This window comes from Reyranella sp., assembly GCF_004296935.1.
In the GTDB taxonomy this organism is placed as follows: Bacteria; Pseudomonadota; Alphaproteobacteria; order Reyranellales; family Reyranellaceae; genus Reyranella.
In genome coordinates, this window is the sequence record NZ_SCVH01000082.1 from 21,666 (window position 1) to 46,921 (window position 25,256).

22 protein-coding genes are annotated in these 25,256 nt (G+C 64.9%); 16 read left to right on the forward strand and 6 right to left on the reverse strand.

Going from position 1 to position 25,256, the window contains the following annotated elements; all coding sequences use genetic code 11:
* Nucleotides 1–13 precede the first annotated feature (13 nt).
* The 7 genes from yejB to EPO55_RS11420 all read left to right on the forward strand — a co-directional run bounded on the left by yejB (nucleotide 14) and on the right by EPO55_RS11420 (nucleotide 8,993).
* The gene (gene yejB, locus EPO55_RS11390) at nucleotides 14–1,114 is read left to right on the forward strand and encodes a microcin C ABC transporter permease YejB (protein WP_296336911.1); all 1,101 of its coding nucleotides are present in this window, start codon (nucleotides 14–16) and stop codon (nucleotides 1,112–1,114) included.
* On the forward strand, nucleotides 1,114–2,133 hold the full coding sequence (locus EPO55_RS11395) for an ABC transporter permease (RefSeq protein WP_296336912.1): 1,020 nt from the start codon (nucleotides 1,114–1,116) through the stop codon (nucleotides 2,131–2,133). Before yejB ends, EPO55_RS11395 begins: the two co-directional genes overlap by 1 nt.
* Nucleotides 2,130–3,764, forward strand: a complete 1,635-nt coding sequence (locus tag EPO55_RS11400; RefSeq protein ID WP_296336913.1) for an ABC transporter ATP-binding protein — start codon at nucleotides 2,130–2,132, stop codon at nucleotides 3,762–3,764. Before EPO55_RS11395 ends, EPO55_RS11400 begins: the two co-directional genes overlap by 4 nt.
* Before the next feature lie 82 nt (nucleotides 3,765–3,846).
* The gene (locus EPO55_RS11405; RefSeq protein WP_296336914.1) at nucleotides 3,847–4,827 is read left to right on the forward strand and encodes a TAXI family TRAP transporter solute-binding subunit; all 981 of its coding nucleotides are present in this window, start codon (nucleotides 3,847–3,849) and stop codon (nucleotides 4,825–4,827) included.
* A 96-nt stretch (nucleotides 4,828–4,923) separates the two neighbouring features.
* On the forward strand, nucleotides 4,924–5,886 hold the full coding sequence (locus EPO55_RS11410) for a TAXI family TRAP transporter solute-binding subunit (RefSeq protein ID WP_296336915.1): 963 nt from the start codon (nucleotides 4,924–4,926) through the stop codon (nucleotides 5,884–5,886).
* Nucleotides 5,887–6,007: 121 nt separating this feature from the next.
* Nucleotides 6,008–8,065 carry a TRAP transporter permease gene (locus EPO55_RS11415; RefSeq protein WP_296336916.1) on the forward strand — a complete coding sequence of 686 codons (2,058 nt, stop codon included), beginning with the start codon at nucleotides 6,008–6,010 and terminating at the stop codon, nucleotides 8,063–8,065.
* On the forward strand, nucleotides 8,058–8,993 hold the full coding sequence (locus tag EPO55_RS11420; protein WP_296336917.1) for a glyoxylate/hydroxypyruvate reductase A: 936 nt from the start codon (nucleotides 8,058–8,060) through the stop codon (nucleotides 8,991–8,993). The genes EPO55_RS11415 and EPO55_RS11420 overlap by 8 nt, the downstream gene beginning before the upstream one ends.
* A gap of 19 nt (nucleotides 8,994–9,012) precedes the next feature.
* Here the strand turns inward: EPO55_RS11420 and EPO55_RS11425 are convergent, their stop codons facing one another.
* A complete protein-coding gene (locus EPO55_RS11425) occupies nucleotides 9,013–10,392 on the reverse strand; it encodes a leucyl aminopeptidase family protein (protein ID WP_296336919.1) in 1,380 nt (459 codons plus the stop codon).
* Between the two features lie 73 nt (nucleotides 10,393–10,465).
* Between EPO55_RS11425 and EPO55_RS11430 the strand changes: the two genes are divergently transcribed.
* Nucleotides 10,466–11,134 carry a glutathione S-transferase family protein gene (locus tag EPO55_RS11430; protein ID WP_296336921.1) on the forward strand — a complete coding sequence of 223 codons (669 nt, stop codon included), beginning with the start codon at nucleotides 10,466–10,468 and terminating at the stop codon, nucleotides 11,132–11,134.
* On the opposite strand, the gene EPO55_RS11435 is transcribed toward EPO55_RS11430, so the two are convergent.
* The 3 genes from EPO55_RS11435 to EPO55_RS11445 form a co-directional block, all read right to left on the reverse strand.
* Entirely contained in the window at nucleotides 11,119–12,060 is a 942-nt protein-coding gene (locus tag EPO55_RS11435; protein ID WP_296336922.1) for a CobW family GTP-binding protein, read from the reverse strand. The genes EPO55_RS11430 and EPO55_RS11435 overlap by 16 nt on opposite strands.
* Before the next feature lie 14 nt (nucleotides 12,061–12,074).
* Nucleotides 12,075–13,712, reverse strand: a complete 1,638-nt coding sequence (locus EPO55_RS11440) for an amidohydrolase (RefSeq protein ID WP_363718936.1) — start codon at nucleotides 13,710–13,712, stop codon at nucleotides 12,075–12,077.
* 176 nt (nucleotides 13,713–13,888) lie between these two features.
* Nucleotides 13,889–15,271: an adenylate/guanylate cyclase domain-containing protein gene (locus tag EPO55_RS11445; RefSeq protein WP_296336923.1), complete on the reverse strand. Its 1,383-nt coding sequence runs from the start codon at nucleotides 15,269–15,271 to the stop codon at nucleotides 13,889–13,891.
* 257 nt (nucleotides 15,272–15,528) lie between these two features.
* Between EPO55_RS11445 and EPO55_RS11450 the strand changes: the two genes are divergently transcribed.
* From EPO55_RS11450 to EPO55_RS11460, 4 genes are all read left to right on the forward strand, one after another.
* The gene (locus EPO55_RS11450) at nucleotides 15,529–17,133 is read left to right on the forward strand and encodes a GMC family oxidoreductase (RefSeq protein WP_296336924.1); all 1,605 of its coding nucleotides are present in this window, start codon (nucleotides 15,529–15,531) and stop codon (nucleotides 17,131–17,133) included.
* Nucleotides 17,134–17,345: 212 nt separating this feature from the next.
* Nucleotides 17,346–17,792 (forward strand): hypothetical protein, encoded by a 447-nt coding sequence (locus EPO55_RS11455; protein WP_296336925.1) that lies wholly within the window; start codon nucleotides 17,346–17,348, stop codon nucleotides 17,790–17,792.
* A gap of 191 nt (nucleotides 17,793–17,983) precedes the next feature.
* Nucleotides 17,984–18,076: a type II toxin-antitoxin system RelE/ParE family toxin gene (locus tag EPO55_RS26155; protein WP_363718940.1), complete on the forward strand. Its 93-nt coding sequence runs from the start codon at nucleotides 17,984–17,986 to the stop codon at nucleotides 18,074–18,076.
* Nucleotides 18,073–18,438, forward strand: coding sequence for a type II toxin-antitoxin system prevent-host-death family antitoxin (locus EPO55_RS11460; protein ID WP_296336926.1), 366 nt, complete (start codon nucleotides 18,073–18,075; stop codon nucleotides 18,436–18,438). Before EPO55_RS26155 ends, EPO55_RS11460 begins: the two co-directional genes overlap by 4 nt.
* Before the next feature lie 126 nt (nucleotides 18,439–18,564).
* Here EPO55_RS11460 and EPO55_RS11465 read toward each other — a convergent pair whose 3' ends face one another.
* Nucleotides 18,565–20,103, reverse strand: a complete 1,539-nt coding sequence (locus tag EPO55_RS11465) for a hypothetical protein (protein ID WP_296336927.1) — start codon at nucleotides 20,101–20,103, stop codon at nucleotides 18,565–18,567.
* 145 nt (nucleotides 20,104–20,248) lie between these two features.
* Entirely contained in the window at nucleotides 20,249–22,156 is a 1,908-nt protein-coding gene (locus tag EPO55_RS11470) for a DUF262 domain-containing HNH endonuclease family protein (protein WP_296336928.1), read from the reverse strand.
* Nucleotides 22,157–22,408: 252 nt separating this feature from the next.
* Between EPO55_RS11470 and EPO55_RS11475 the strand changes: the two genes are divergently transcribed.
* The 4 genes from EPO55_RS11475 (at nucleotide 22,409) to EPO55_RS11490 (ending at nucleotide 25,119) form a co-directional block, all read left to right on the forward strand.
* Complete coding sequence (locus EPO55_RS11475) at nucleotides 22,409–23,200, forward strand: hypothetical protein (protein WP_296336929.1); 792 nt, start codon at nucleotides 22,409–22,411, stop codon at nucleotides 23,198–23,200.
* 265 nt (nucleotides 23,201–23,465) lie between these two features.
* Nucleotides 23,466–23,903: a hypothetical protein gene (locus EPO55_RS11480; RefSeq protein ID WP_296336930.1), complete on the forward strand. Its 438-nt coding sequence runs from the start codon at nucleotides 23,466–23,468 to the stop codon at nucleotides 23,901–23,903.
* Between the two features lie 84 nt (nucleotides 23,904–23,987).
* Nucleotides 23,988–24,311: an alkylphosphonate utilization protein gene (locus EPO55_RS11485; RefSeq protein ID WP_296336931.1), complete on the forward strand. Its 324-nt coding sequence runs from the start codon at nucleotides 23,988–23,990 to the stop codon at nucleotides 24,309–24,311.
* An 88-nt stretch (nucleotides 24,312–24,399) separates the two neighbouring features.
* Complete coding sequence (locus EPO55_RS11490) at nucleotides 24,400–25,119, forward strand: YbaY family lipoprotein (RefSeq protein ID WP_296336932.1); 720 nt, start codon at nucleotides 24,400–24,402, stop codon at nucleotides 25,117–25,119.
* Nucleotides 25,120–25,256 lie beyond the last annotated feature (137 nt).

Consider the following 25,256-nt stretch of genomic DNA (forward strand, 5'->3'; position numbering starts at 1 on the left):
CGGCAGGCACCCCATGCTGGCCTACATCCTGCGCCGTCTGATGCTGGTGGTGCCGACGCTGTTCGGCATCATGGTGGTCAATTTCGTCATCATCCAGGCGGCACCCGGCGGCCCGGTCGAGCAGATGCTGGCCCAGATCCAGGGCACGTCGATCGACGCCACGGAACGCTTCTCCGGCAGCTCGAGCGGCGGCGAGACGCTCAACAAATCGGCCACCGACAGTTCCGGCGGCGGCGCCTATCGCGGCGCCCGCGGTCTGCCCAAGGAGCTCATCCAACGCATCGAGAAGATGTACGGCTTCGACAAGCCGATCGGCGAACGCTTCCTGCTGATGATGAAGAGCTATCTCGTGTTCGATTTCGGCGAGAGCTTTTTCCGCAACAAGCGCGTCGTCGACCTGGTGATCGACAAGATGCCGGTGTCGATCTCGCTCGGCCTGTGGACCACGCTGCTGATCTATTTCATATCGATCCCGCTCGGCATCGCCAAGGCGGTCCGCGACGGTTCGCGCTTCGACGTGTCCACTTCCACCACGCTGATCATGCTGAACGCGATTCCCGGGTTCCTGTTCGCGCTGCTGCTCGTCGTCGTGTTCGCGGGCGGCAGCTACTTCAAGTGGTTCCCGCTGCGCGGGCTGGTATCGGAGGACTGGAGTTCGCTCGGCCCGATCGACAAGGTTCTCGACTACTTCTGGCACATGGCGCTGCCGATCGGCGCCATGGTGATCGGCGGCTTCGCGACCTTGACCTTCCTCACCAAGAATTCGTTCCTCGAGGAGATCAACAAGCAGTACGTGCTGACAGCCCGCGCCAAGGGGCTGGTCGAGCGCCGCGTGCTGTACGGCCACGTGTTCCGCAACGCCATGCTGATCGTGATCGCGGGCTTCCCGGCCGCCTTCATCGGCGTGCTGTTCACCGGTTCCCTGCTGATCGAGGTGATCTTCTCGCTCGACGGCATCGGCCTTCTCGGCTTCGAGGCGGCGCTCAATCGCGATTACCCGATCATGTTCGGAACGCTTTATTTCTTCGGCCTGATCGGCCTCGTCATGGGCATCCTGGGCGACCTCATGTACACCCTGGTCGATCCGCGCATCGACTTCGAGGCGCGCTCCTGATGAGCCCGCTCGGTCGCCGTCGCCTTGCTGCTTTTCGCGCCAGCCGGCGCGGCATGGTGTCCCTCGCCGTCTTCGGTCTTCTCTTCTTCGTGTCGCTGTTCGCCGAACTTCTCGCCAACAACAGGCCGATCCTGATCCGCTACGATGGCGCCTTCTACTCGCCGATACTCAGGGACTATCCGGAGACGACGTTCGGCGGCGAGTTTCCGACCAACGCCGTCTATTCCGACAAGGAGCTGCTGAAACTGATCGAGGAGAAGGGCTGGATCCTGTGGCCGCCCATCCCCTATCGCTACGACACGGTTCTAAAGGGCGAAGAGCGGAAGGCCCTGCTGCCACCATCGTGGGCGCATCTGCTCGGTACCGACGACCAGGCCCGCGATGTCCTGGCCCGCCTGATCTACGGCTTCCGGATCTCCGTCCTGTTCGGCCTCGCCCTCACCATCCTGAGCACGATCATCGGCATCGCCGCAGGCGCCTTCCAGGGCTACTTCGGCGGCCTCGTCGACCTGGTGTTCCAGCGTTTTCTCGAGATCTGGTCGAGCATGCCGACCCTCTACCTGCTCATCATCCTGGCGAGCTTCATTCAGCCGAGCTTCTGGGTGCTGCTCGGCATCATGCTGCTGTTCAGCTGGATGGCGCTGGTCGGTCTGGTGAGGGCGGAGTTCCTGCGCGGGCGCAACTTCGACTATGTGCGGGCGGCCCGGGCGCTGGGCATGCTGGACGTTCGCATCATGTTCCGGCACATCCTGCCCAACGCCATGACCGCGAGCCTCACCTTCCTGCCCTTCATTCTGGCCGGCTCCGTCACCACGCTGACGTCGCTCGATTTCCTGGGCTTCGGCCTGCCGGTCGGCTCGCCGTCGCTGGGCGAACTGCTGCTGCAGGGCAAGAACAACCTCAATGCGCCATGGCTGGCCTTCACCGGCTTCTTCATCATCGCGCTCATGCTGTCGTTGCTGGTGTTCATCGGCGAGGCAGTGCGCGACGCCTTCAATCCGCGCAGGGTGCCGACATGAGCGACGACACCCTGCTCCAGGTCCAGAACCTGTCGGTGACCTTCGGCACCGGCGACAATGCCGTCCGGGCGGTGAAAGGCGTCAGTTTCGACGTCCGTCGCGGCGAAACCGTGGCCCTGGTCGGCGAATCGGGGTCCGGCAAGTCGGTGACGGCGCTATCGGTCCTGCAGCTACTGCCGTATCCGGTGGCGACGCATCCCACGGGCAGCATCCGCTTCCAGGGTCGCGAGCTGGTCGGCGCGCCGCCACGTGAGTTGCTGAACGTGCGCGGCAATCGCGTGTCGATGATCTTCCAGGAGCCGATGACGTCGCTCAACCCGCTGCACACGATCGAGCGGCAGGTGAACGAGGTGCTGGTCCTGCACAAGGGCCTGTCGCGGGACGCCGCGCGAAAGCGCACCCTCGAGCTTCTGGAGCAGGTCGGCATTCCCGAGGCCGCCAAGCGGCTCGATGCCTATCCGCACCAGCTTTCCGGCGGCCAGCGCCAGCGCGTGATGATCGCCATGGCGCTGGCCAACGAGCCCGACCTGCTGATTGCCGACGAGCCGACCACGGCGCTCGACGTCACCATCCAGGCACAGATCCTGAAGCTGCTGAAAACCCTGCAGGCGCGCTACGGCATGGCGCTGATGTTCATCACCCACGACCTCGGCATCGTCCGCAAGATGGCCGACCGGGTCTGCGTCATGACCAAGGGCCGCATCGTCGAGCAGGGCCCGGTCGCCCGGGTCTTCGACGACCCGCAGCACAGCTACACCCAGCATCTTCTGTCGGCCGAACCCAAGGGCCGGCCGGTCGCGGCCGATCCCGCCGCGCCGGAGATCCTGCGGCTCGACGACATCAAGGTGCACTTCCCGATCAAGCGCGGCGTCCTGCGCCGGACGGTTGGACATGTGAAGGCTGTCGACGGTGTCAGTCTTGCCTTGCGCGAAGGACACACGATCGGCCTGGTGGGTGAATCCGGTTCGGGCAAGACGACCCTGGGGCTTGCCCTGCTGCGACTCGAGAAGAGCCAGGGCGGTATCCGGTTCGATGGACGGGACCTGCAGACGCTGGGCGCACGCGAGCTGCGGTCGCTGCGCCGGCAGATGCAGATCGTCTTCCAGGATCCCTTCAGCTCGCTCAGCCCGCGCATGTCGGTGGGCGAGATCGTGGGCGAAGGTCTGGAAGTCCATCGCATCGGCAGCAAGGCCGAACGCAGCCGGATGATCGACCGGGCGCTCAGCGAGGTCGGGCTGGAGACGGCCGCCCGCGAACGCTATCCGCACGAATTCTCGGGCGGGCAGCGCCAGCGCATCGCGATCGCCCGCGCCCTGGTGCTGAAGCCGCGCTTCATCGTGCTGGATGAACCGACATCGGCGCTCGATATGAGCGTACAGGCCCAGATCGTCGACCTGCTGCGCGACCTGCAGGCTCGCCACAGGCTGGCATATCTTTTCATAAGCCATGATCTAAAAGTCGTCCGGGCGCTTGCCGACGAAGTCATCGTGTTGCGCCACGGCAAGGTCGTCGAGCGCGGGCCGGCAAGACAGGTCTTCGAGGCGCCCCAGACGCCCTATACCCAGGCGTTGATCGCCGCCGCGTTCAACCTTGAAGCCATCGGTGCCGAAAGCCAGGTGGTCGCCGTCTGACGGTCTGATATGCGGCGGCGCTGTGGACTTGGCCGCGGAATCCGGCGACCCTGTGAACACGATAGAAGGGAGGAGTCCCGAGATGACCGGATTCCGTCGCGGCCTGTCGGCCGCCGCCATCGCCTTCGCGGTCACGACAATTGCCGCCGCGACCACCGCCGTCGCTCAGCCCGTCGCGATGACGCTCGGCACGGCGTCGCTCGGCGGCACCTATCTTGTCTATGGTGGCGTCACCGCCGATCTCCTGACCGAAAAGGCCGGCATCCAGGTCACGCCCCGACAGACCCAGGGCCCGAACCAGAACGTGATCCTGGTGGACGAGAAGAAGATCGAACTCGGCATGACAACCATGGGCGTGGCGCTGCAAGCGGTGCAGGGCTCCGGCGCCTGGACGAAGGGAAAGAAGTACGAGAACATTCGTGCGCTGTTCCCCATGTACGACACGCCGCTGCAGTGCGTCGCGCTCAAGAAGTCGGGCATCGAAGGCTTCCGACAGCTCGACGGCAAGACGGTCGGCACCGGGCCGAAAGCCGGCACGGCCGGAACCTATTTCCCGCTGATCTTCGATGCGCTGGGCATGAAGGCGATGGTGCGCAACGGCCAGAGCGGCGACATGGGCATCCAGCTCGGCGACGGCATCATCGACGCCTTTTGCTTCGGCGCCGGCACGCCCGTTCCGATCTTCAGCCAGCTCGATGCCGAGAAGAATGTCGTCTTCTTTACCTGGACTGACCCCGACGTGGCCGAGATCCGCGGCAAGCTCAAGGAGTTCTCCGAGTCGCTGATCCCGAAGGGGACTTATCGGCAGCAGGCGGCCAGCCAGAGGACCGTCGGCCTCTACAATTTCGCCATCACCCACAAGGACCTGCCCGACAGCGCCGCCTACGCGATCACCAAGACCGTGCTCGAAAACAATGCACGACTGGTCAAGGGTCACCCCGCCGCCAAGGAGACGATCGCAGCCAATGCGACCCGCAATTCATTCCTGCCTTTTCATCCCGGCGCGGTGCGCTACTACATGGAAAGAGGCGTCAAGCTCGACCCGGCAACGCTGGCGAAGTAGACGGCAGGCTTGCAGTCCAACTGCACTCCCCATATGAGTCGAAAAGTAAGGTGCTCGCCGCATGAGCGAGCCCAGCCATCAGGGAGGAATGATCGCATGAAATATCTGCGCCGCGGCCTGATTTCCGTTGCCATCGCCGTTACGGCGACGGCCGCCCTCGCACAACCGAAGACCATGACATTGGGAACCGCCTCTGTGGGTGGCACCTACTTCGTCTATGGTGGTGTGGTCGCCAAAATCCTCACGGACAAGACGGGTATTCAGGTTTCGACCCAGCAGACGCAGGGTCCGAACCAGAACGTGATTCTGGTCGAGGACAAGAAGATCGAACTTGGCATGACGACGATGGGCGTCGCCCTGCAGGCCTGGACGGGTACGGGTGACTGGACCAAGGGGAAGAAGTACGCGAACATCCGCGCGCTGTTTCCGATGTACGACACGCCGATGCAGTGCGTGGCGCTCAAGAAGTCCGGCATCACCAGCTTCAAGCAGCTCGACGGCAAGACCGTCGGCGTCGGGCCCAAGGCCGGCACGCCCGGCACCTATCTGCCGCTGTTCTTCGGCGCACTCGGTCTCAAGGCCACCATCCGCAACGGTCAGGGTGCCGACATGGGCAGCCAGCTTGGCGACGGCATCCTTGATGCCTTCTGCTTCGGCGCCGGCCTGCCAATCCCGATCTTCTCGCAGCTCGACGCCGAGAAGGAGGTCGTCTTCTTCACCTGGACCGATGCCGAGCGGGACGCGATCCGCAAGAAGATGCCGGAATTCTCCGAGGCGGTGATCCCCAAGGGCACCTACAAGACCCAGACTGCCGACCAGAAGACCCTGGGTCTCTACAATTTCGGCATCGCCAACAAGGACATGTCCGACGACGTCGCCTACCTGGTCACCAAGACCATCCTGGAGAACAATGCGGCGATGGTTCAGGGCCATGCTGCGGCTTCGGAAACCATCGCGGCCAACGCCAGCCGCAATGCCTTCCTGCCGTTCCACCCCGGCGCGGTCCGCTACTACAAGGAAAAGGGCATCGCGCTCAATCCCGCGACCCTGCCCAAGTAAACGGCACGATCAGGTCGAACGCCCGCTCCCTTCGGAGCGGGCGTTTTGCTATTCAGGGGGCGGGAAGGCACGCCCGCGGTCGACTGGAACGGCAGCCCGCGGCGGCACAGGGGAACGATCAATGGCAGCGGCAACCAGCCAGGCGACAACAGCCGACGCGAACGACGTCGGCCGGGTCGATGTCGAGGACCTCGAGTATTCCGGCGGCCGGCGCGAGCAGCGACCCTGGGAGCAGAAGCTGTTCTTCTGGCTGTGTGCCGGCTTCTCCGCCTTCCACCTCTGGGTGCTGGTCGGGCCCGTCGTGGTCAAGGAGATCGACACGGCCCTTGGACTCGGACAGGTCTTTTACCGCACGGTCGCGGCCAACATCGATCAGGAGCTGTTCCGCGCCATCCACCTGGCGTGGGGCGCCACCCTGGGCTTCGGCTTCTACAGCCTGGCCAAGGGCCGCGGCACCAAGGGCATCCCCTGGTATGACTGGCTGCTGATGCTGGGCGCGCTCGCCTGCGCCGTCTACATGTGGCGCAACCTCGACGACCTGCAGATGAACCAGGGCGCCGTCTATGAAACGCCCGACCTCGTCTACAGCCTGGTCGGCCTCGTCGTGGTGTTCGAGTTCACGCGCCGCACGGCCGGCAATGCGCTCACGATCATCGTCGGCGCCTTCTTGCTCTACGCAATGTTCGGCCACGTCTTTCCCGAAGGTTCGCCGCTCTACCACAACAAGTCCCTGACCGACGTGTGGTTCGTCTTTCCCTACCTCTACAGCAACCTCGGCGTCTTCGGTACGACGCTGGAGGTGTCGTCGACCTTCATCATCATGTTCACCGTGTTCGCCGCCTTCCTCGGCCGCTCCAGGGCCGGCGACTATTTCAACGACCTGGCGGTATCGCTGGTCGGTTGGGCGCGCGGCGGTCCGGCCAAGGTCGCCGTGCTCTCGGGTGTCATGTTCGGTTCGGTGAGCGGCTCCTCGGTCGCCAACGTCGTGGCGTCGGGCGCGGTCACCATCCCGATGATGCGCCGCGTCGGCTACGACCGGAACACCGCCGGCGCCATCGAGGCGACCTCGTCGACCGGCGGCCAGATCACGCCGCCGGTGCTGGGTGCCGCCGCCTTCATCATGGCTGAGGTGACGGGCCTCAAGTACGCCGAAATCGCGGCGGCCGCGATCATCCCCTGCCTGCTGTTCTACATCGCCTGCTACGCCCACTGCGACCTGCATGCGGCCAAGCATGGGCTGCGCGGCATCCCGCGCGCCGAACTGCCGCGCCTGGGGCCGTTGCTGATGCGCCTCTACATGATGGCGCCCATCGCCGTGCTGATCTGGGCCTTCATCACCGGCTACTCGGCCTTCCTCGCCGCCGCGCTCGGCATGACCCTGTGCATCGCCGTGAGCTGGTTCAATGGCATCCGATGGTCGAGGAACGGCGTCACCTGGCGCCGCGGCGACGACGTCATGGGCGGCCGCGCCGTCGTCGAGGCGCTCGAGATCGGCGCCAAGGACTGCATCCAGCTCGTCGCCGTCTGCGCCTCGGCCGGCATCATCGTGGGCGTGATCGCACTGACCGGCGTCGGCGGTCGCTTTGCCCAGATCATGCAGGCGATCGCCGGCGAGAACCAGTTGCTGGCGATGTTCTTCACCATGGTCATCGTCACCATCCTCGGCATGGGCATGCCAACCACAGCGGCCTACGCCATCGCCGCCGCGGTGGTGGCCCCCGGCCTGCAGCAGATCGGCGTGCCCAAGCTGGTGGCGCACATGTTCATCTTCTACTTCGCCGTCCTGTCGGCGATCACACCGCCGGTTGCCGTGGCCTCGTTCGCCGCTGCCGGCATGGCCAGGGGAGACCCATGGAAAACCTCGTGGATCGCCGTCAAAATGGGACTCGCCACCTTCCTGGTGCCCTTCATGTTCTTCTACAGCCCGGTGTTGCTGGGCCAGGGCACCTTCTGGGAGATCGCCCACACCTTCGTCACCGCCGCGATCGGCGTCTGGCTGCTGGCCTGCGCAACCGAAGGCTGGTTCACCGAGGCACTGTCTCTGGTGCCGCGCGCGGTCCTGGCCGCGGCCGCGATCTGCCTGATCACGCCGGGCGCGATCACCGACCTGGTCGGCATCGGCCTGGCGGCGGTCGCCTGGACCCTTCAACATTACATATTCCGGACACGCCATGCCTGACGCCATTGCCTACATCAGCCGTGACACCGACGGCGTGCTCTGGAAGAAGACGCTCGAAGCCGCCCTCGGGCCGCTCGATTTCCGCACCCTCGACAAGCTCGGCGACAAGGCCGACATCGAGGTGGCGCTGGCCTGGAAGCCACCCGCCGGCCTGATCGCCTCCTTCCCCAACGTAAAGCTGATCGTCTCGCTGGGCATGGGCGTCGATCACCTGCTGGCCGACGACAAATTGCCCGAGAGCGTGCCGATCACGCGCATCATGGACGATGGGCTGGTCGGCCAGATGAGCGAGTACGCGATCTACTGGGCGCTTCGGCATCACCGCGACATCGACAAATATGCCGCCAGCCAGCGCGCAAAGCAGTGGAAGGTCGAGGATTTCGTCGACACCCTCCATCGCCGCATCGGCATCCTGGGCCTGGGCACGATCGGGCAGGACACGGCAAAGAAATTCGCGGCGCTGGGCTTCCCGACCGCGGGCTGGAGCCGGACGCAGAAGACGCTGCCCGGCATAGAAACCTTCCATGGTGCGGACGGCCTCGGCCGGCTGCTGGCCCGGAGCGACATCCTGGTCAACGTCCTGCCGCTCACGCGCGACACCAAGGGCCTGCTCGACGCCAGGCTCTTCGCGGCGCTGCCCAAGGGCGCCTACCTCATCAACATGGCGCGCGGTGGCCATGTCATGGACGACGATCTGCTGGCCGCGCTCGACTCAGGCCATCTGAGCGGCGCGGCGCTGGACGTGTTCAACACCGAGCCGTTACCCCCGGAGCACCGCTACTGGACGCATCCCAAGGTGCATGTAACGCCGCATATCGCCGGCGCCACCAATCCGCGAACCGCGTCGCCCGGGGTGATCGAGAACATCAAGAACCTGCGGGCCGGAAAGCCCTTGATCAACACGGTCGACGCGAAGACCGGCTACTGAACCGGACAACTCCCGACGGTCATCGTCCGAGTCTATCCTCGATTGTCCGGAAGATGGCGCGCGCCGCCTGGGCCTCGCCGCCCTCGGGCCGGCCGGGCCGGCTGGAATTGTTCCAGGCCATCATGTCGAAATGTGCCCACGGCACGTCGTCGGGCACGAAGGCCTGTAGATAAAGCGCCGCGGTGATGGCGCCGCCGAAGCCGCCGGCCGAGACGTTGTTGAGGTCGGCCACCCGGCTGTCGAGCAGGCGCCGATAGCCCTGGAACAGCGGCATCCGCCACATCGGATCCGTCACTTCCCTGCCCGACGCCAGCAGATCGTCGGCCAGCTCGTCGTCGTTGCAGAACAGCGCCGGCAGGTCGGTGCCCAGCGCCACCCGCGCCGCGCCCGTGAGCGTCGCGCAGTCCACCATCATGGTGGGCTTCTCCGACGCGCCCTCATGCAGCGCATCGCAGAGAATGAGGCGCCCCTCGGCATCGGTATTGCCGATCTCGACCGACAGCCCCTTGCGCGTCGACACCACATCGAGCGGACGGAAGGCGTTGCCCGACACGCTGTTCTCGACCGCCGGCACCAGCACCCTCAGTCGCACCGGCAGCTTGGCTGCCATCACCATGGCCGCGACCGCCAGCACCGTGGCCGCCCCGCCCATGTCCTTTTTCATGTTCAGCATGCCGGCCGCCGCCTTGAGATCGAGACCGCCGGTGTCGAAGCACACGCCCTTGCCCACGAGCGTGACTTTCGGATCGCTCTCCTTGCCCCACACGAGATCGATCAGACGCGGCGCCCGCGTGCTGGCGCGACCGACGGCATGGATCATCGGATAGTTTTGCTTGAGCAGTTCGTCGCCCACGATCACCTTCACCCGGGCCTTGTGCGCCTTGCCGAGTTCCTGCGCCGCGGCTGCGAGCTCGGCCGGCCCCATGTCCGACGACGGCGTGGTGATGAGATTGCGGGCGAGTGAAATCGCCTCGATCATCGCCATCGCCCGTGCCTTGTCGGCGCTTTCCGGCCAGACGAAGCGCGGTCCCTGCTTGGCCTTCTTCGCCTTGTAGCGGTCGAACGTCCAGGTCCCGAGGCCGATCGCCACCATTGCATCGGTCATCGACACCGGCGCCGAATCGGATACGAACTTCCACGTGCCGGCCGGAAGCTTCGTCGCCAGCCCGCCGAAATCCCACAACACGGATGTGGCCGGAACGACCAGCACCGCCCCCGCCGCCTTGCCGTCGCGTCCCGGCAGCACGACGACATCGCCCGCCGTGCCCGACACGCCGGTCGACTCGATCCAGCCGCGCCGCGCCGCGGACTGTTCCCTGAGCCACGCCCGCCACTTCGGCTGGGCGACAAACTGCACAGGGAGCGAAGAAGAAGAGCGGTCGACGAAGGGCAACGACATGGCCATGCTCACCAATCTGTAATTCACTTGTTCGAGAGTGCCGGCCAAACTGCAGGGCTGGCAAGGAGGGCGTATGGCGGATTTCACCCTAGTGGTCGGCAACAAGAACTACTCGTCGTGGTCGATGCGCGGCGGCCTGATGGTCCGCATCGCCGGCATCGACGTCGAGGAGATCGTGATCCCACTCGACCGGCCGGAGACGCAGGCGGCGATCCGCAAGCATTCGCCGTCGGGCCGGGTGCCGGTGCTGCTGCACCGTGGCCTCGCGGTCTGGGAGTCGCTGGCGATCGCGGAATACCTGAACGACCTCAAGCCCGAGGCGGGTTTCTGGCCGGCCGCCGTGGCGGCCCGCGCCCATGCCCGCTCGATCTCGACCGAGATGCACGCGGGTTTCATGGAGCTGCGCACCCACATGCCCATGAACATCCGCGCCTCCTATCCCGGCAAGGGCATGACCCCCGGCGTCCGCGCCGACATCGAGCGCATCACCTCGATCTGGCGCGACTGCCGCAAGCGCTTCGCCGGCGCCGCCGCCAAGGACGACGGCTTCCTGTTCGGCAGCTTCGGCGCCGCCGATGCCATGTATGCCCCGGTGGTCACCCGCTTCCGCACCTACGGCGTGACGCTCGACGCCGATTCCGAGGCCTATGCCACGGCCGTGCTCGCCCATCCGGCAACCAAGGAATGGATCGACGCAGCCAGGAACGAGCCCTGGCTGATCGACAGCTACGAGCTCAAATAGGCCGCGCCCCCGACGCCGGCACGATCGAGCTGGCCCCTGAGGCCGATCACCACCAGCGTGCCCGGCGTCGCCCCGGCGGGCGCGGCGGTGATTTCGGCGCGGCGGCCGACGACCTGCAGGATCACCAGCCGGCCGCTCTCGTCCCGCAGGCAGCCCTTGGCCCGCAGCACGCCCGAGCCGGGCGCCGTGAGCGCGCGGGCCATCTGCCCGACATCGACGGCGCGATCGAGCGTCAGTTCGAGGGACTCGTAGAGCACCGAGGCGGCTACTCCGCCCGGCGTGCGCAGGACGTTCGACTCACGTCCCCCCGCGCCACCGTGCAGCCCGAGCACCAGTTCGGCCGGAACGGCGCAGCGTTCGGCCGGGACCACGCGGCCGTTGGGCGCCTTGCCCGCCACCCAGCGCACGGTCTCGTCGCGCGCCATGGCGCCCACCAGGTCGCAGCGGTTCAGGATCACGAGATCCGCGGCGGCGAGCTGGCGGGTGATGGTGTCGCCGATATAGGCGTCGGCCGCCTGGCGGCGCACCGTCTCGGCATCGGCCAGCACCACGATGCCGTCGAGCGCATAGGCTTCGAGCAGGCCGACGGCGCTCGCCACCATGCCGGGCAGCGCCACGCCCGAGGTCTCGATCAGCACGCGGTCGATGCCCGGCCGCCGCCGCGGCAGCTCGAGCAGCGCTTCCATGAGGTCGCTGCCGTAGCTGCAGCAGATGCAGCCGCCGGAAATCTCCAGCGTGTCGCCGCCATCGTCACCATCGCCGCCGACGATGAGGTCGCGGTCGATCGGCAGCGCGCCGAAGTCGTTCACCAGCACCGCGAGCCGCAAGCCATCGGCCGCGCGCAGCAGATGATTGACCAGGGTCGTCTTGCCGGCGCCGAGATAGCCGCCAATCACGGTCACGGGCACGGGCACGGGCACCGTCACGGATATCGCGACGCTCACACGTCGCCGGCGGCAAAGACGCGGCCGCCCTGCACCGTGCCCCAGATGCGCACGTCCTTGAGACGCTCCGCGCCGATCTCCAGCGGATCGTCTTCCAGCACCGCGAAGTCGGCGCGCTTGCCCGCCTCGACGGAGCCGATCTCACCGTCGAGGCGCAACGTGTAGGCCGCCCCCAGCGTGATGGTGCGGAGCGCATCGGCGACGCCGATGCATTCCGTGCTGCCGAGCGTCCGGCCCGATGCGGTGCGCCGGTTGACCGCGCACCAGGCAGTGAACAGCGGCCCGAGTGGCGTCACCGGCGCGTCGGAATGGATGGCCATCGGCACGCCGGTGCTGAGCGCCGTCGCGCAGGCGTTCATGCGCATCGCCCGCTCCGGCCCCACCGTCGTTTCGTAGTGCTGGTCGCCCCAGTAGAAATGATGGTTGGGGAACAGGTTCACGCACATGCCCAGCGCCTTCATGCGGCGGAACTGTGCCGCGTCGGCCAGCTGGCAATGCTGCAAGGTGAACCGATGGTCGCGCGCCGGCTTCTCCAGCAGCGCGCCTTCGAGACAATCGAGCGCCATCTCGGTCGCCTGGTCGCCGTTGGTGTGGCTGTGCACCAGCACGCCTGCCTCAAGCGCGAGCCGATAGAGATCGCGGATCGATTCCGGCGGCGTGTACCAGAGCCCGTTGGGCGCGCCGTTGTAATAGCCCGGCCAGCGCAGCCGGGCCGAAAAGCCCTGGATCGAACCGTCGACGAACAGTTTGATCTGGCCGAGCCGCAGCATCGCCGTCGATTTTTCCCGCAGGGCCAGCACATGCTCGACCGCCTGCCGGGCGGTGATGCCCTGGAAGCGGCGGAACGGCATGATGCGCACGGGAAACCCCGGCTCGCCGGTGACGCGCGTCATCATGGCGACGGCATCGTCGGGCAGCAGGTTGGCGAGATCGGTCGCCGTGGTCACGCCCTGCCGCACGCAGAGCCGGGCGAACTGGCGCAGGCCGGGCTCGTCGTTGGCCAGCACCTCGCGGTCGAAGCCGATGTGCTTGCCGACCAGCGTCATCGCATCCGGCCCTTTCAGCTCACCCGTCGGCAGGCCGTCGGCGCCGAGGGGCACGCCGGGATGGTTGACGCCGGGTCGCAGCAGCCCCGCCAGCTCGAGCGCGCGGCTGTTCACGTTGAAGATGTGGCCGCTCGCATGCATCACACCCACGGCCCGCGTCGTGGAAACCTTGTCGAAGTCCTGCCGCGTCACCCGCCGCGCGCCGTAATAGATCGGATCGAGCCCCCAGCCCGACAGCGACTCCGGCGAACTGCCCAATTTGGCGTCGCCCGCCTGCAGCCGCTCCACCACCTCCTCGACCGAGGCGGCGCCCGGCCACACCTTGCCGTCGGGATCCATGCGGTCGAAGCGGCCGAGATAGAGGTAGCGCCAGAAGGTGCCCTCGCTCACATGGCTGTGGCCCTCGACCAGGCCCGGCATCAGCACCTTGCCGGCGAAGCGCGTGTCGAGCGTGTGCGGCCCCCAGCCGGTGAGCTCATCGAGTGGCCCGACGCCCAGGATGCGCCCGTCGCGCACCGCGACATGCGTCGCCTCGGACCGGCTCGGGTTCATGGTCAGGATGCGGCGGGCACTGAAAATCGTCGTCAAGACTCACTCTACCTTTCGTTCGCCCGCGCTTGCCGCGCGCGGCGCACCCTAACGAAAGGCAATTGATGCGCCAATGGCCGGCCCCCTCCGCCCCTTCGGGGCACCTCCCCCGTAAGCGGGGGAGGAGAAGAAAGCGTTCATGACTCCTCCCCCGTCTTCGGGGGAGGTGCCCCGTCTTACGGGGCGGAGGGGGCGGGCACGATGAAGACCTCGACCGGTTGAGCGCGGCCCGGCACCTGGACCGGGCCGATGCCGCGGAAGCGCGCGGCGTCGAAGCCGGCCAACTCACTGGCGGCTGAAAGAGTCTCGGCGCTGGTCACGATCAGCGCGTCGTGCGCCCGCGAGAGATGTTCCAGCCGGCTCGCGACATTCACCGTGTCGCCGACGGCTGAGTATTCGAGGCGGTTGCGGCTGCCGATGGCGCCCATCAGCACCGGCCCGACATGGACGCCGACCGAGATCCGGACCGGCGGCAGGCCGCGCATCCGGCGGCCGCGGTTCCAGTCTTCGACCGCCTGCACCATGTCGCGCGCGCAGCCGAGCGCCCGGGCCTCGTCGTCGGGCTGGGAATCGGGCGTGCCGAAGGTCGCCATCACGCCGTCGCCGATGAACTTGTCGAGCGTGCCGCCATGGCGAAAGATGCACTCCGCCATGTGCTCGTGGAAGGCGCGCAGGAAGTTGATGGTGAGCTGCGGCGGCACGCCCTCCATCAGGCGCGTGAAACCCACGATGTCGACGAACAGCACCGTGGCCTTGCTCTCGCGGCCGGCCTCGAGATCGTGCTCGGCGCCGGCCAGGCGATCGACCAGGTTGGGCGAGAAATAGCGCGCGAGGTTGTTGCGCTCGCCTTCGGCCAGCAGGGTGCGGCCGAGATGGGCGCGGGCACGCCATACCGCCACCGCGATGAAGCCGGTGCAGATCGTCATGAAGATGAGCTGCTGGATGAGGAAGGCCTCGGGCGTCACGAAGCCGGGGCCGATCAGCCGGGCAAACAGCGGCCGCGCCGTCGGCCACAGATCCGCCCAGCGACCCGCCCACGGATCTGCCGCGGCCAGAAGGTCGACGCCGGAGCCCCGCGCCACGTCGAGGACGGTCCACACAAAGCTTCCGACAAGGGCCACGAGCGAGGCCGCGCCCGTCAGGATCACGGTACGCGCCGAGTAGCTGAGCGCGCTCGCGGTGAGATAGATGACGAGATAGAGGAAGAGCGTGCGGCGGCCGAAGACCTGCGTGAGCCAGAGGCCGCCGTCCGGCGCGCCGGGAATCGGCACCAGGGTCGCCATGGTGATCACGGTCACGTCGAGCAGGGTGACGCCGAGCAGGAGCGCCTTGGCATAGCGCGTGGCGCGCGCGGCATGGACGAGCCAGGCCGACGCCATCATCGCCACGCAGGCGCCGACGCCGACCCGCATCGGCCCGGCCGCGAACAACAGCCAGAGGGCGACCAGGCCGAGCGCCACCAGGCGGCCGCGGAAAGCGAAGAGCGATCCGTTGTGCTCTTCCTCGCGCAGACGAATGCGCAGGCGCGCATCGGCGCCATCAAGGGTCACGGCTGACATGGACGACCATGGTTGGTTGGGGGAGCGATGACTTACGCGATTTCCGCGCAAGGCGTGTTCAAAGAAATGTGAGCGGCGGGATGAATCTCATTCATGCCCCGGACCCCCCAAAACCTCATCCTGAGGAGCCGCGCGTAGCGCGGCGTCTCGAAGGATGGGAACCCGCACCGCGCCTGGGGCCCATCCTTCGAGACGCGCCCTTCGGGCGCTCCTCAGGATGAGGTTTTTTGTTAAGCTCCCTCCATGGAGCAGCGTTCATGAACGACAAGGTCGATGTCCTGATCATCGGGTCCGGGGCGTCGGGGGCCGCGGTGGCGTACAGCCTCGCGGACACGAAGATGCGGATCCTCTGCCTCGAGCAGGGCGACTGGGTGAAGCCCACCGACTATCCGACCAACGGAAGGGACTGGGAGGCGCGGCTGTTCGCCGACTTCGCCATCAACCCCAACCGCCGCGCGCGGGAGACCGACTACCCGATCAACAACGGCACCTCGCCCGTCCAGGTCGTGAACTTCAACGGCGTCGGCGGCAGCACCATCATGTACACGGCGCACTATCCGCGCCTCCACCCCAGCGACTTCCGCGTAAGAACGCTGGACGGCGTCGCCGACGACTGGCCGGTCGACTACGAGACGCTGGAACCCTTCTTCGCCGAGAACGACCGCATGATGGGCGTCTCGGGCCTGGCGGGCGATCCCGCCTATCCGCTGCACCACCCGCCGATGCCGCCGCTGCCCCTCGGCAAATCCGGCCAGGCCTTCGGCCGCGCGCTGAACAAGCTCGGCTGGCACTGGTGGCCTTCGGACTCCGCCATCGCCACCACCGAGTACGACGGCCGCGCCGCCTGCATCAACCTCGGCCACTGCACGCCGGGCTGCGCGCAAGGCGCCAAGGCCAGCACCGACATCACCTACTGGCCGGCCGCCATCCGCGCCGGCGTCGAGCTCCGGACGCGCGCCTGCGTCCGCGAGATCACCGTCGACGCCGACGGCCTCGCCACTGGCGCGATCTACTACGACGCCGACGGCAAGGAACACTTCCAGCCGGCCGAGATGGTGATCGTGGCCTGCAACGGCATCGGCACGCCGCGCCTGATGCTGAACTCACAGTCGGGCAAGTTCCCCAACGGCATCGCCAACTCGAGCGGGCTCGTCGGCAAGAACCTGATGTTCCACCCCTTTGCCCTCACCTACGGCTATGTCGACGAGCCGCTGGACGGCAACAAGGGCCCGCCGCTCAACCTCTGGAGCCAGGAATTCTACGAGACCGACCTCGCTCGCGGCTTCGTGCGCGGCTACACGCTACAACTCCACCGCGGCACCGGCTCGATCGTCGAGGCGATCGCCAGCACCGCCGCCGGCCGCCTGCCGTGGGGCGAGGACCATCACAAGGTCTATCGCCGCCTGCTCGGCCATCGCCTCGGCATGTCGACCATCACCGAGGACCTGCCCGAGGAACACAACCGCGTGACCCTCGATCCGGTGCTGAAGGATTCCCACGGGATTCCCGCGCCAAGAATCCACTACACGATGGGCGAGAACACGCGGAAGATGATGGACCACGGCATCGCGCGCTCGAAGGACATCCTCGCAGCGGCCGGCGCCACCGACATCGGCGGCGAAGCGCCGATCCTGAACGGCGGCTGGCATCTCATGGGCACCGCCCGCATGGGCACCGACCCGGCGCGCTCGGTGGTGAACGAATGGGGCCGCTGCCACGACGTGAAGAACCTGTTCATCGTCGACGGCAGCATCTGGGTGACCAGCGGCGGCGTGAACCCGACCTCGACCATCCAGGCCCTCGCGCTCTACATCGCCGACAGCATCAAGAAACACCTCGGCGACGGGACGCTGTTCGAATGACACTGGTTTACCGTCAGGTCTCGCCCTTCAGACTCCTCTCCCCCTTGGGGGAGAGGTTGGGTGAGGGGGTGCAACACGAAGGCGCCCAGCGAATCGAAGGAAGGAAGACCCACCTCACCCTCCCCGCTTCGCGGGTCCCCTCCCTCTCCCCCCGCTTCGCGGGCGGAGAGGGCTATGAGCGAGACGACGAGTAACCCCTGCAGGTAACCGACATGTCCACCCTCCCCCTCACCGACGCCGAAGCCCGTGACCTGCGCGCGCTGGCCGGCGTGATGATCCCCGCCAGCGACACCTACAAGGTGCCGGGCGCCGACGACGAGGCGATCTTCGCCGATATCCTGAAGAGCCTCGACCGCGACACCGCCGACGTGCGCACCGCCCTCGCCCATTTGGCGAAGCTCGCCGGCGGCGCCTTCGCCGACCTGGCCCCCGACCGCCGCCGCGACGTGGCCGCGACCTTCAAGCAGGAGGGCGGCGCGCCGCTCGGCGCGCTCAACCGTGTGGTGCTGCTCTGCTACTACCGCGACGACCGGGTGATGCGCTCGCTGGGCCAGGAACCGCGCTCGCCGTTCCCGAAGGGGCATGTCGTCGAGCAGGGCGACTGGTCGCTGCTCGATCCGGTGAAGAAGCGGGCGCCGATGTGGCGGCGGACCTCGTAGGAATGGATATCGTCTGATATCAACCGTCGTTGAAATTGACCGAGCGATGAGCAAAGAGAGAGATTCCTCGCTGCGCTCGGGATGACAAGATACGCTGAACTGGCGCAGTACACAGACATTGTCATCCCGAGCGCAGCGAGGGATCCTTTGCGACGCTAAGAGAATCGGAACTTCCGACGGTTGGTCCGAGGATCGGCGACTGGCGTGTCGTCTACACGCTGAAGCACGAGGTCCTGACGGTCGTCGTGATCCGGGTCGGACACCGAAGAGAGATCTACGAATGAGCAGACAGATCATCACCCAGGGCGGCAAGCCCGCCTTCGTCGTCATCCCCATCGAGGAGTGGCGACGCATCGAGGCGACGCTGGAGGACCGCGCCGACACCGCGACCGTGCGGGCCTTCCTGAAGTCTCCGGCCGAGACTTTCCCCGACGCCGTCGTGACCGCCATTCTGGACGGCACGCCGCCACTCAAGGCGTTGCGCGAGCACCGCGGCCTCACCCAGGCCGGGCTCGCGAAGGCCTGCGCCACCAGCGCCGTCTATATTTCCCAGATCGAACGCGGCACGCGACGGGCCGGCCGCACGCTCGCAGCAAAGCTCGGCAAGGCCTTGGGCGTCGAGGCGGGGCTGTTGCAGGACGACTAGCACCGGGATTTGGCGACAGGCCAAGGTCCGCCGACTTCCCGAAGAGCCATGTGGTCGAGCAGGGGGACTGGTCGTTGCTCGACCCGGTGAAGAAGCGCGCGCCGATGTGGCGACCCACTCGATAAGCTACAAAAGGAGGAGCTTTGTTGCCTCGAGTAGCCAGTCCAGGATGGCGATAAGGTTGGGGTATTCAACAAGCAGCTTGCGGAGCAAGGCTTCATGAGCGTGAGCCCACTGCACGACAACGAAGAAGCCACCGCCGATTTTCGCTTTGTTGCGTAGCGCCAATCTAAACGCTGACCGCGTAAAGTTACGCATCGTACCCAGCAGGAAGGCCAAGGCTCGGTCTGACGCGATTGTTGTGTTCTGAGCGACAGCCTCCGCATCTCGAAGAATGCTGATTGCGTCTTCTGTAGCCAGCTTCTCTCGTTCTGCACTGTCGATGGCACCCGTGAACTCGCCAGGCACAAATTGGGCTCGATTGCGTTCATCTGGACCGAGACGGCGCCTGTCCATCTCATCGAGGTAAGGATCGCAACCTACGTAGATGTTCCAAGCCTCAACCAGCTCCTTTAAGGAGCCAGCTATGCCCTCTGGCAATGGCGGATGGTCTGGGTCTTCTTTCCCTCGTCTTCTCTGATCGACCTCAAGATCGTTTCGAAGCGCGTTTCCTCGCAAGACAGCCGGGCCCGGCGACAGTGTGAGAGGGGAGCGTCCAAGACTGGAGCGGAACTTCAATATTGCTACGGCGAGTTCAGCAAGGGAGTTACTTGAGGCACATGCGGATTCGAGTTCTGTGATCCTTTCGATCAACTCCTGATGGAGGTCGTGGCTTAGCTGATCGTCTAGGAGAGACGACTGTCCAGCTTCGCTATCAAGATGGACTTGGTTAGCGTCCGTAATGGTGAAACTGACACTGGTTGTCTCTTGCGCATCGATGTCGTCGGGATTTGGCTCAAATGCGTCCGGGTTCACCGGCTCATACAGAGGCTGATCTTCGATTGATGGAGTGGCGCCCACTAACCAACCGTTTACCTTGGCTGCATCGGGCCAGAGGACGGCGGGAATAGTTGAGTAGTATCGACTGTTCAACTTGTAGAACTTCCCGCCAACGAATCGATCTCGAAGCCAAGACGCCCACGGACGCCAGCTCTCGCCTCGCGCCAATGCAGTCGCAACTACCTGATTCTGTGTCATTGCGCCGCCCCTTGACTGAAGCGGCATCGTCAACATGTCCACAGTAGATGCTTCAGTCATAGACTGCGAAGCAACACTGTCTGAATGAACTCCCTCATTTAATCGCGGATCGAGATTAAGAAACGCATCAAACGCGCGCCGAACGGCTCCAGTGTCGGAAAACCGAGAGTTGGCGGCCTCCAAGAAGTAGTCCAAGGCAAAGGCTACACGGCTGGCAATCTGCGATTTGTGTTCTTGTCTGAGTGTAGCCTGAACCAATGCGCGGAAGCGTCGAATTTCCGTATCGCTAAACCGGCCCTCGAAGCCAGCCCCGTAAGCATAGGCCGCAATTCCAAACGCCAGGACGACAAGGTTGTCGTCTTCCCTACGTGCAGACCGAGCCAATGGGATCAGGACACGAATAAGCGTCCTAATCAGGATTGCCATCAGTTGCGAAGAACTAAGCCGACGCATGATGTCGGCGGCCATTTGCTTGTTAGTGGGCACTCTAGCCACGCGGTCCTCGCGGGAGACTCAGGACGACGAGTTCAACGCAGCGGGGTACTCTGCAGCTGCCGCAAGGACCGGAGGCGACTTGCCTGACATAGATTAGTGAACCGGTTTCCATTTCCCGCTAGCTTCTAGGAGCTAACACGGTAGGCCCGGCCCATATTTTTAGAGCGATTTTGAATAGAGCTGCACCTCGATCTCGGATCGCGTTTTCGTCCCATTTAGATGCAATCATGAGAGCTCGATTTAGGTGTAGATTTGAGACTTCAAAGAATTTTGCACGCTTTTCGACGAATCCATGATGCTGTAGGGACCGATTCGCTCCGTAGTGGAGCAGCGTCAAATTTCCCAAGGTAACCTTCGCCGCTTCTCTAAGGTGAACCGATTCCAGCTTGGGGGTCATTGGTTGTCCTAAGACTCTCGCAGTATACGCCGCAGTGACGTCTGATGGCTGGCCGTGCGTTCCATCCGAAAGGGGCCAGTACTGAAACCAGCTACTCGGCAGAACGTGGTCGACATCCAAATTTTCCAGATTTGCTGGAGAAAGCTCCTCAGATTGGTTACTCCGCATCCCCGCTTCAACGGCAGCAAGGACGGACTTTGTTCGCTGCGCATCCATGTTTCCGGGGTAGACGGCACTATCCAGCCACGCTTTGAGAAACTCTTCATCCCTCGGCCACCGCGTCGCTTCGCCTTCCAGGCTGGAAAGGGCCGACCGCACGGCAGAGGCTGAATAACCATCTTCGGACAACTTCTTCAGCACCGAAGCAAAGATATTGTTGTAATTTTTGGTTGTCAGGCCGCAGACGGAGCGACGCACAAGATAAGATACGATATCGTTAAAGATGGAATTCTGTTCGACTTCCGTCAGTTTCGAACTAGCGATTTTGAGCGCTAGTGAATGAGTTGTAGATGCATCCCACGCTCGGATACGAAAGCCAAAACGAGCGATTGGTTCAGAACCGATCCCTGACATCAGTTTTTGATAATGACCAGCTAGGGTATTCAAAATTTCAAGTTGCTGCTTCGCCGTCTTCGGAGACTCTCCTGTCATCGCAAATTGACGATAAGAGACGTAGAGGCGACCAACATCGATCTCCCCAACTAGTTCAGCTTGCAGAGCCGAATGCATGAACCATTCAAGTCTGGGGCGCACCAAGCGCCCGCGACGCTGTTCTTCGACCCAGAACCCGCCCTCAAACGGACTCCATAGATTCTGGAAGAGTTCCTTGGCATCAGTTTCCCGATCTGCACGCATGAAAATGAAGTTACGAATGAGATCGATGGCATGTAGCTGCGCCCCATGCCCATTTAGCGTTTCAAAAATGACCTGAGCATCATCCTTCGGGCCCAGAGAGATCGACACGAGATGGATATCACTCAGTATCGCCTCAGTTATGCACGATAGGCGGAGTGAAATGTGCTCCTTGTCTCCCTGGCGAGCCCATTGATCCAATTCTGTTGCAAAGAACCATATCGCCTCCAGTGACGGCGGATGATCCATTCCGATCTTTCGCAGCGTTCCACTCTGAGTAAAACTTGTAGGAAAGCGCTCTCTCAAGTCATCGAGAGAATTGGCAGTCATGGCCAAACGATAGACATCTCGATCTCGAAATGTCGGCCAAACTTTGAACGCCTCAATTTCGGGGTCGTTCATTGTGGTTTCGTTACCGTTCCTCAAACATCCTTCAACGATAGTCAAAAGCCTTGTCTCAGCGAACGCGCGGAGACTGATCGCAAGCGCCGTCAGTACATATTGGAGTGTAGTAAGTCGCTGCTGCCCATCAATGACATGCAGAGTATCGACCCCTAGAAGGCCCTTCTTTAGCTGCGGTTCAACAACAGTAGCCCCTAAGAAATGGGGTGTAGTCTGATTACCGGCGATCCTCAGATCAGCTTTGCCGGAAATATCCGACCAGAGACGCTCCCATTGGTCATCACGATTCCAAACATAGTTGCGCTGAAAGAAGGGGATGCGAAATTGCCGACGATCCTGAAACAGTTTCTGTATTGATACGGTTTCTGATTCCAACGTGGCGCTCCCCCGCAACTTGTAGAGCTGTCGCAAGCTCACAGTCGCCAGTTCATGTTTTCTGACTAGAAAGATATGGTGAGAGCACCGAATGGTAGAGTCAATGCATCGATAGACAACTCGGCAAATTGGATTTTAGTACTTTCTAAATTTGCGGAAAGCTTTTCAGCTTCCGGCTCCCTCTCGCATACTGCTACGTTAGTGCGGCCCGACTGGAAGTAGCATAGCGGAATGAGGGGCGAGACTTCTCCAATGGCAACTCTGCTCCAAGAGCTCTCCTTGCTCACCTACCTTCCCCCCGCCGACATCATCGCCCACCCCGGCCTCCGCCTCGTCCTCGTGCGCGGCGTACCGAGCCCGTGGTCGCAGGCGGCCAAGGCGATCCTGGAGATCAAAGGCCTCCCCTATGTCGCCGCTCCGCTGGAGATCGGCGGCGCGAACGCGGAGATCGCGGCCTGGTCGGGCCAGAACAGCGCGCCCGTCGTCGCCTGGGGGACCGAGAAGCCGATCAACCGCTGGCTCGACATCCTGCTGCTGGCCGAACGGCTGGCGCCGGAGCCCGCGCTACTGCCGGCCGATCCGCGACAGCGCGCGCTCGCCGTCGGGCTCGGCCACGAGATGCTGGGCGAGTGCGGCATCGCCTGGAACCGCCGCCTGCAGATGTTCGCGGGCGCGGCCACCAGCGGCAACGCGGGACGGCTCGCGCCGCTGATCGACAAGTACGGTTATAACGCCGCGGACGCCGCGGCGGCGGGCGGGCGCATCGCGGCCACACTCAGGATGCTGGCGGCCGAGCTGAAAGCGCAGCAGGCGCGCGGCGTGCCCTTCTTCGTGGGCGATGGCTTGAGCGCCGTCGATATCTGGTGGGTGGCGACCGCCAACATCCTGGCGCCGCTGCCTCCGGCGCAGTGCCCGATGCGCGAGGCCTCGCGGGCGGGGTTCACGGCTGCGAACCCGCTGGTGGTGGCGGCGCTCGATCCGGTGCTGCTCGCGCACCGTGACCGCGTGTTCGCCGCGCACTTCCGCGATCCGATGGAGTTCTGAGTCTTCTCCTCCCCAGTCCCAGCGCCCTCGGAGGCGCGACTGGGAAGGTGCCCTCGTCTTACGAGGGCGGAGGGGTCATGAGTTACGTCCTGCGGCCTCTGCCCCCCGAGCGCCTGTGAAGGCGCGGAGTCGTCGTAAGACGACGCCACCTCCCCCGGTGACGGGGGAGGAGAAATCCACTTGATCCAGATCACGCGGGCCGCCCGTGCCGCGTGTCATTTCTGCCGGTCGAGGCGGGCCGCGGGCGCCTGGAAGGAAGGGACCGATGTTCGAATCATTCGAAGAGCAGGAGGGCGCTCCGCGCGACATTGCCCGGTTCGAGCAGCTGTGGATCCTGGCCATCGGCGCGAGCGCGGTGATCGCGCTCGGGATGTACGACTATTCGGCGATGATCGTCGGACACATCAGGGCCATGCTGGTCAATGTCGTGCTGTTCGCCATCGGATGGGTCCTGATGGGCTTTGTCAGCCGCCGCCGAAGCGGCATCGCGCGATGGCTGTTGATCCCGTTCGCGCTGCTGATCTTCTTCTACGACCTCGCCCACGTCACCGTGATGCTGGAGACGGGATGGGTCGCCTATGTCGCCCTCGCCCGGATCGGGCTGATGGCGGGCGCGATCTACTTCCTGTTCGCGCCGCGATCGCGCGCGTGGTTTGCGGGAAGGCCGCTGCCGCCCGACGGGGCGAACGAGGACCGGAGCTGAGGCCCACCGGCGACAGGGGCCGACGCTTGCGGCGGCAATCGCGGGCCTGTAGAGCGCTCACTCCACAAGCCAACCGAGGCAGAGATGGCCGACCCCGACGACGACTATGTCTATGACGACGCCAGCGGCGAATGGATTCCCGCGGCGGAAGCGGCGGCGAAGAAGGCCGCGGCCGAGGCCGTGGCCACGGGGGGCGTCGAGGTGCGCGATTCGGTCGGCAATCTGCTGGCCGACGGCGACAGCGTCCTGCTGGTCAAGGACCTCAAGGTCAAGGGCGCCAACCAGACGCTGCCCAGGGGCACGGTCATCAAATCGATCCGCCTGACCGGCGACGCCCAGGAGATCGACTGCCGCCACGAGAGCATAAAGGGCCTGGTGCTGCGCGCGGAGTTCGTGCGCAAGCGCTGAGCGAGCCGGACGCGCGCTCTTTCCACTTGATCCAGATCAGGCCGGGCCAGCGGCGGAGGGGTTAGGAATATCCCACGAGGGATTTTCCATGCCGCGTCCTTTCAGTCTCATGCTGCTCCTCGCAGCCGTTGCCGCCCCCGCTTTTGGACAAGACGTGGGCGGGCTCTCTTCCACGGCGCTGTCGCGCTGCGCCGGCCGGGTCGGGCTCGACATGCGCCAATCCGATGCTGCCTTCGGCGTCATCGCGCTCGACGGCATGCCCTGGGTCACGATCGAGCGGACCGAGGAGAGCGTCGGCACCCAGCCGATCTCGACCACCGTCACCGGCACGGGCGAGTACCGGCGGCGCAACGGCACCTCGGTGCCCTTCCGCTTCACCTGCGTGCTCGACGCCGAGGGCCAGGCGCTGATGTTCCATCCCACCGCGCTGATGCGGCGCCTGGGCGACGTGCTGCCGCCGTCGATCGTCGTCAATGGCATGGCGACCTACGCCGGGAAGACGGCGCTGCCGCACGGCGTCGAACTGCGCGTGCAGCTGCTCGATGTCGCCAGATCGCCCACGGGCGACGGCACGCCCGAGGTCCTGGCCGAACAGGTCGTGCGCAGCGGCTGGCAGGTGCCGATCCCGTTCGCGCTGCGCCTGCCCAAGGAGACGTCGTTCGAGGGCCGCCGGCTCGCGATCACGGCCCGCCTGGTGCTGGCCCACCAGGCCCTGTTCGAGCTCCGGGAGCCCTTGCCCGTCGTCGGCACCGATTTCCTGAAGCCGATCGAGCTGGTGCTCGAGCGGGCCGGGGCGCCGAAGCAGTAGCGGCGCCTCGAAGATGGAGTTGCAAGTTCAGCAGGTTTATGCCATGTTTTCTGTCAGGCTGGCGGGGATTGCGCCGGCCTCTTTCGTTTGTTCCGGCAAGACCTGCCCGCGGCCGCCCGCGGGTTCGCGCGCTCCTC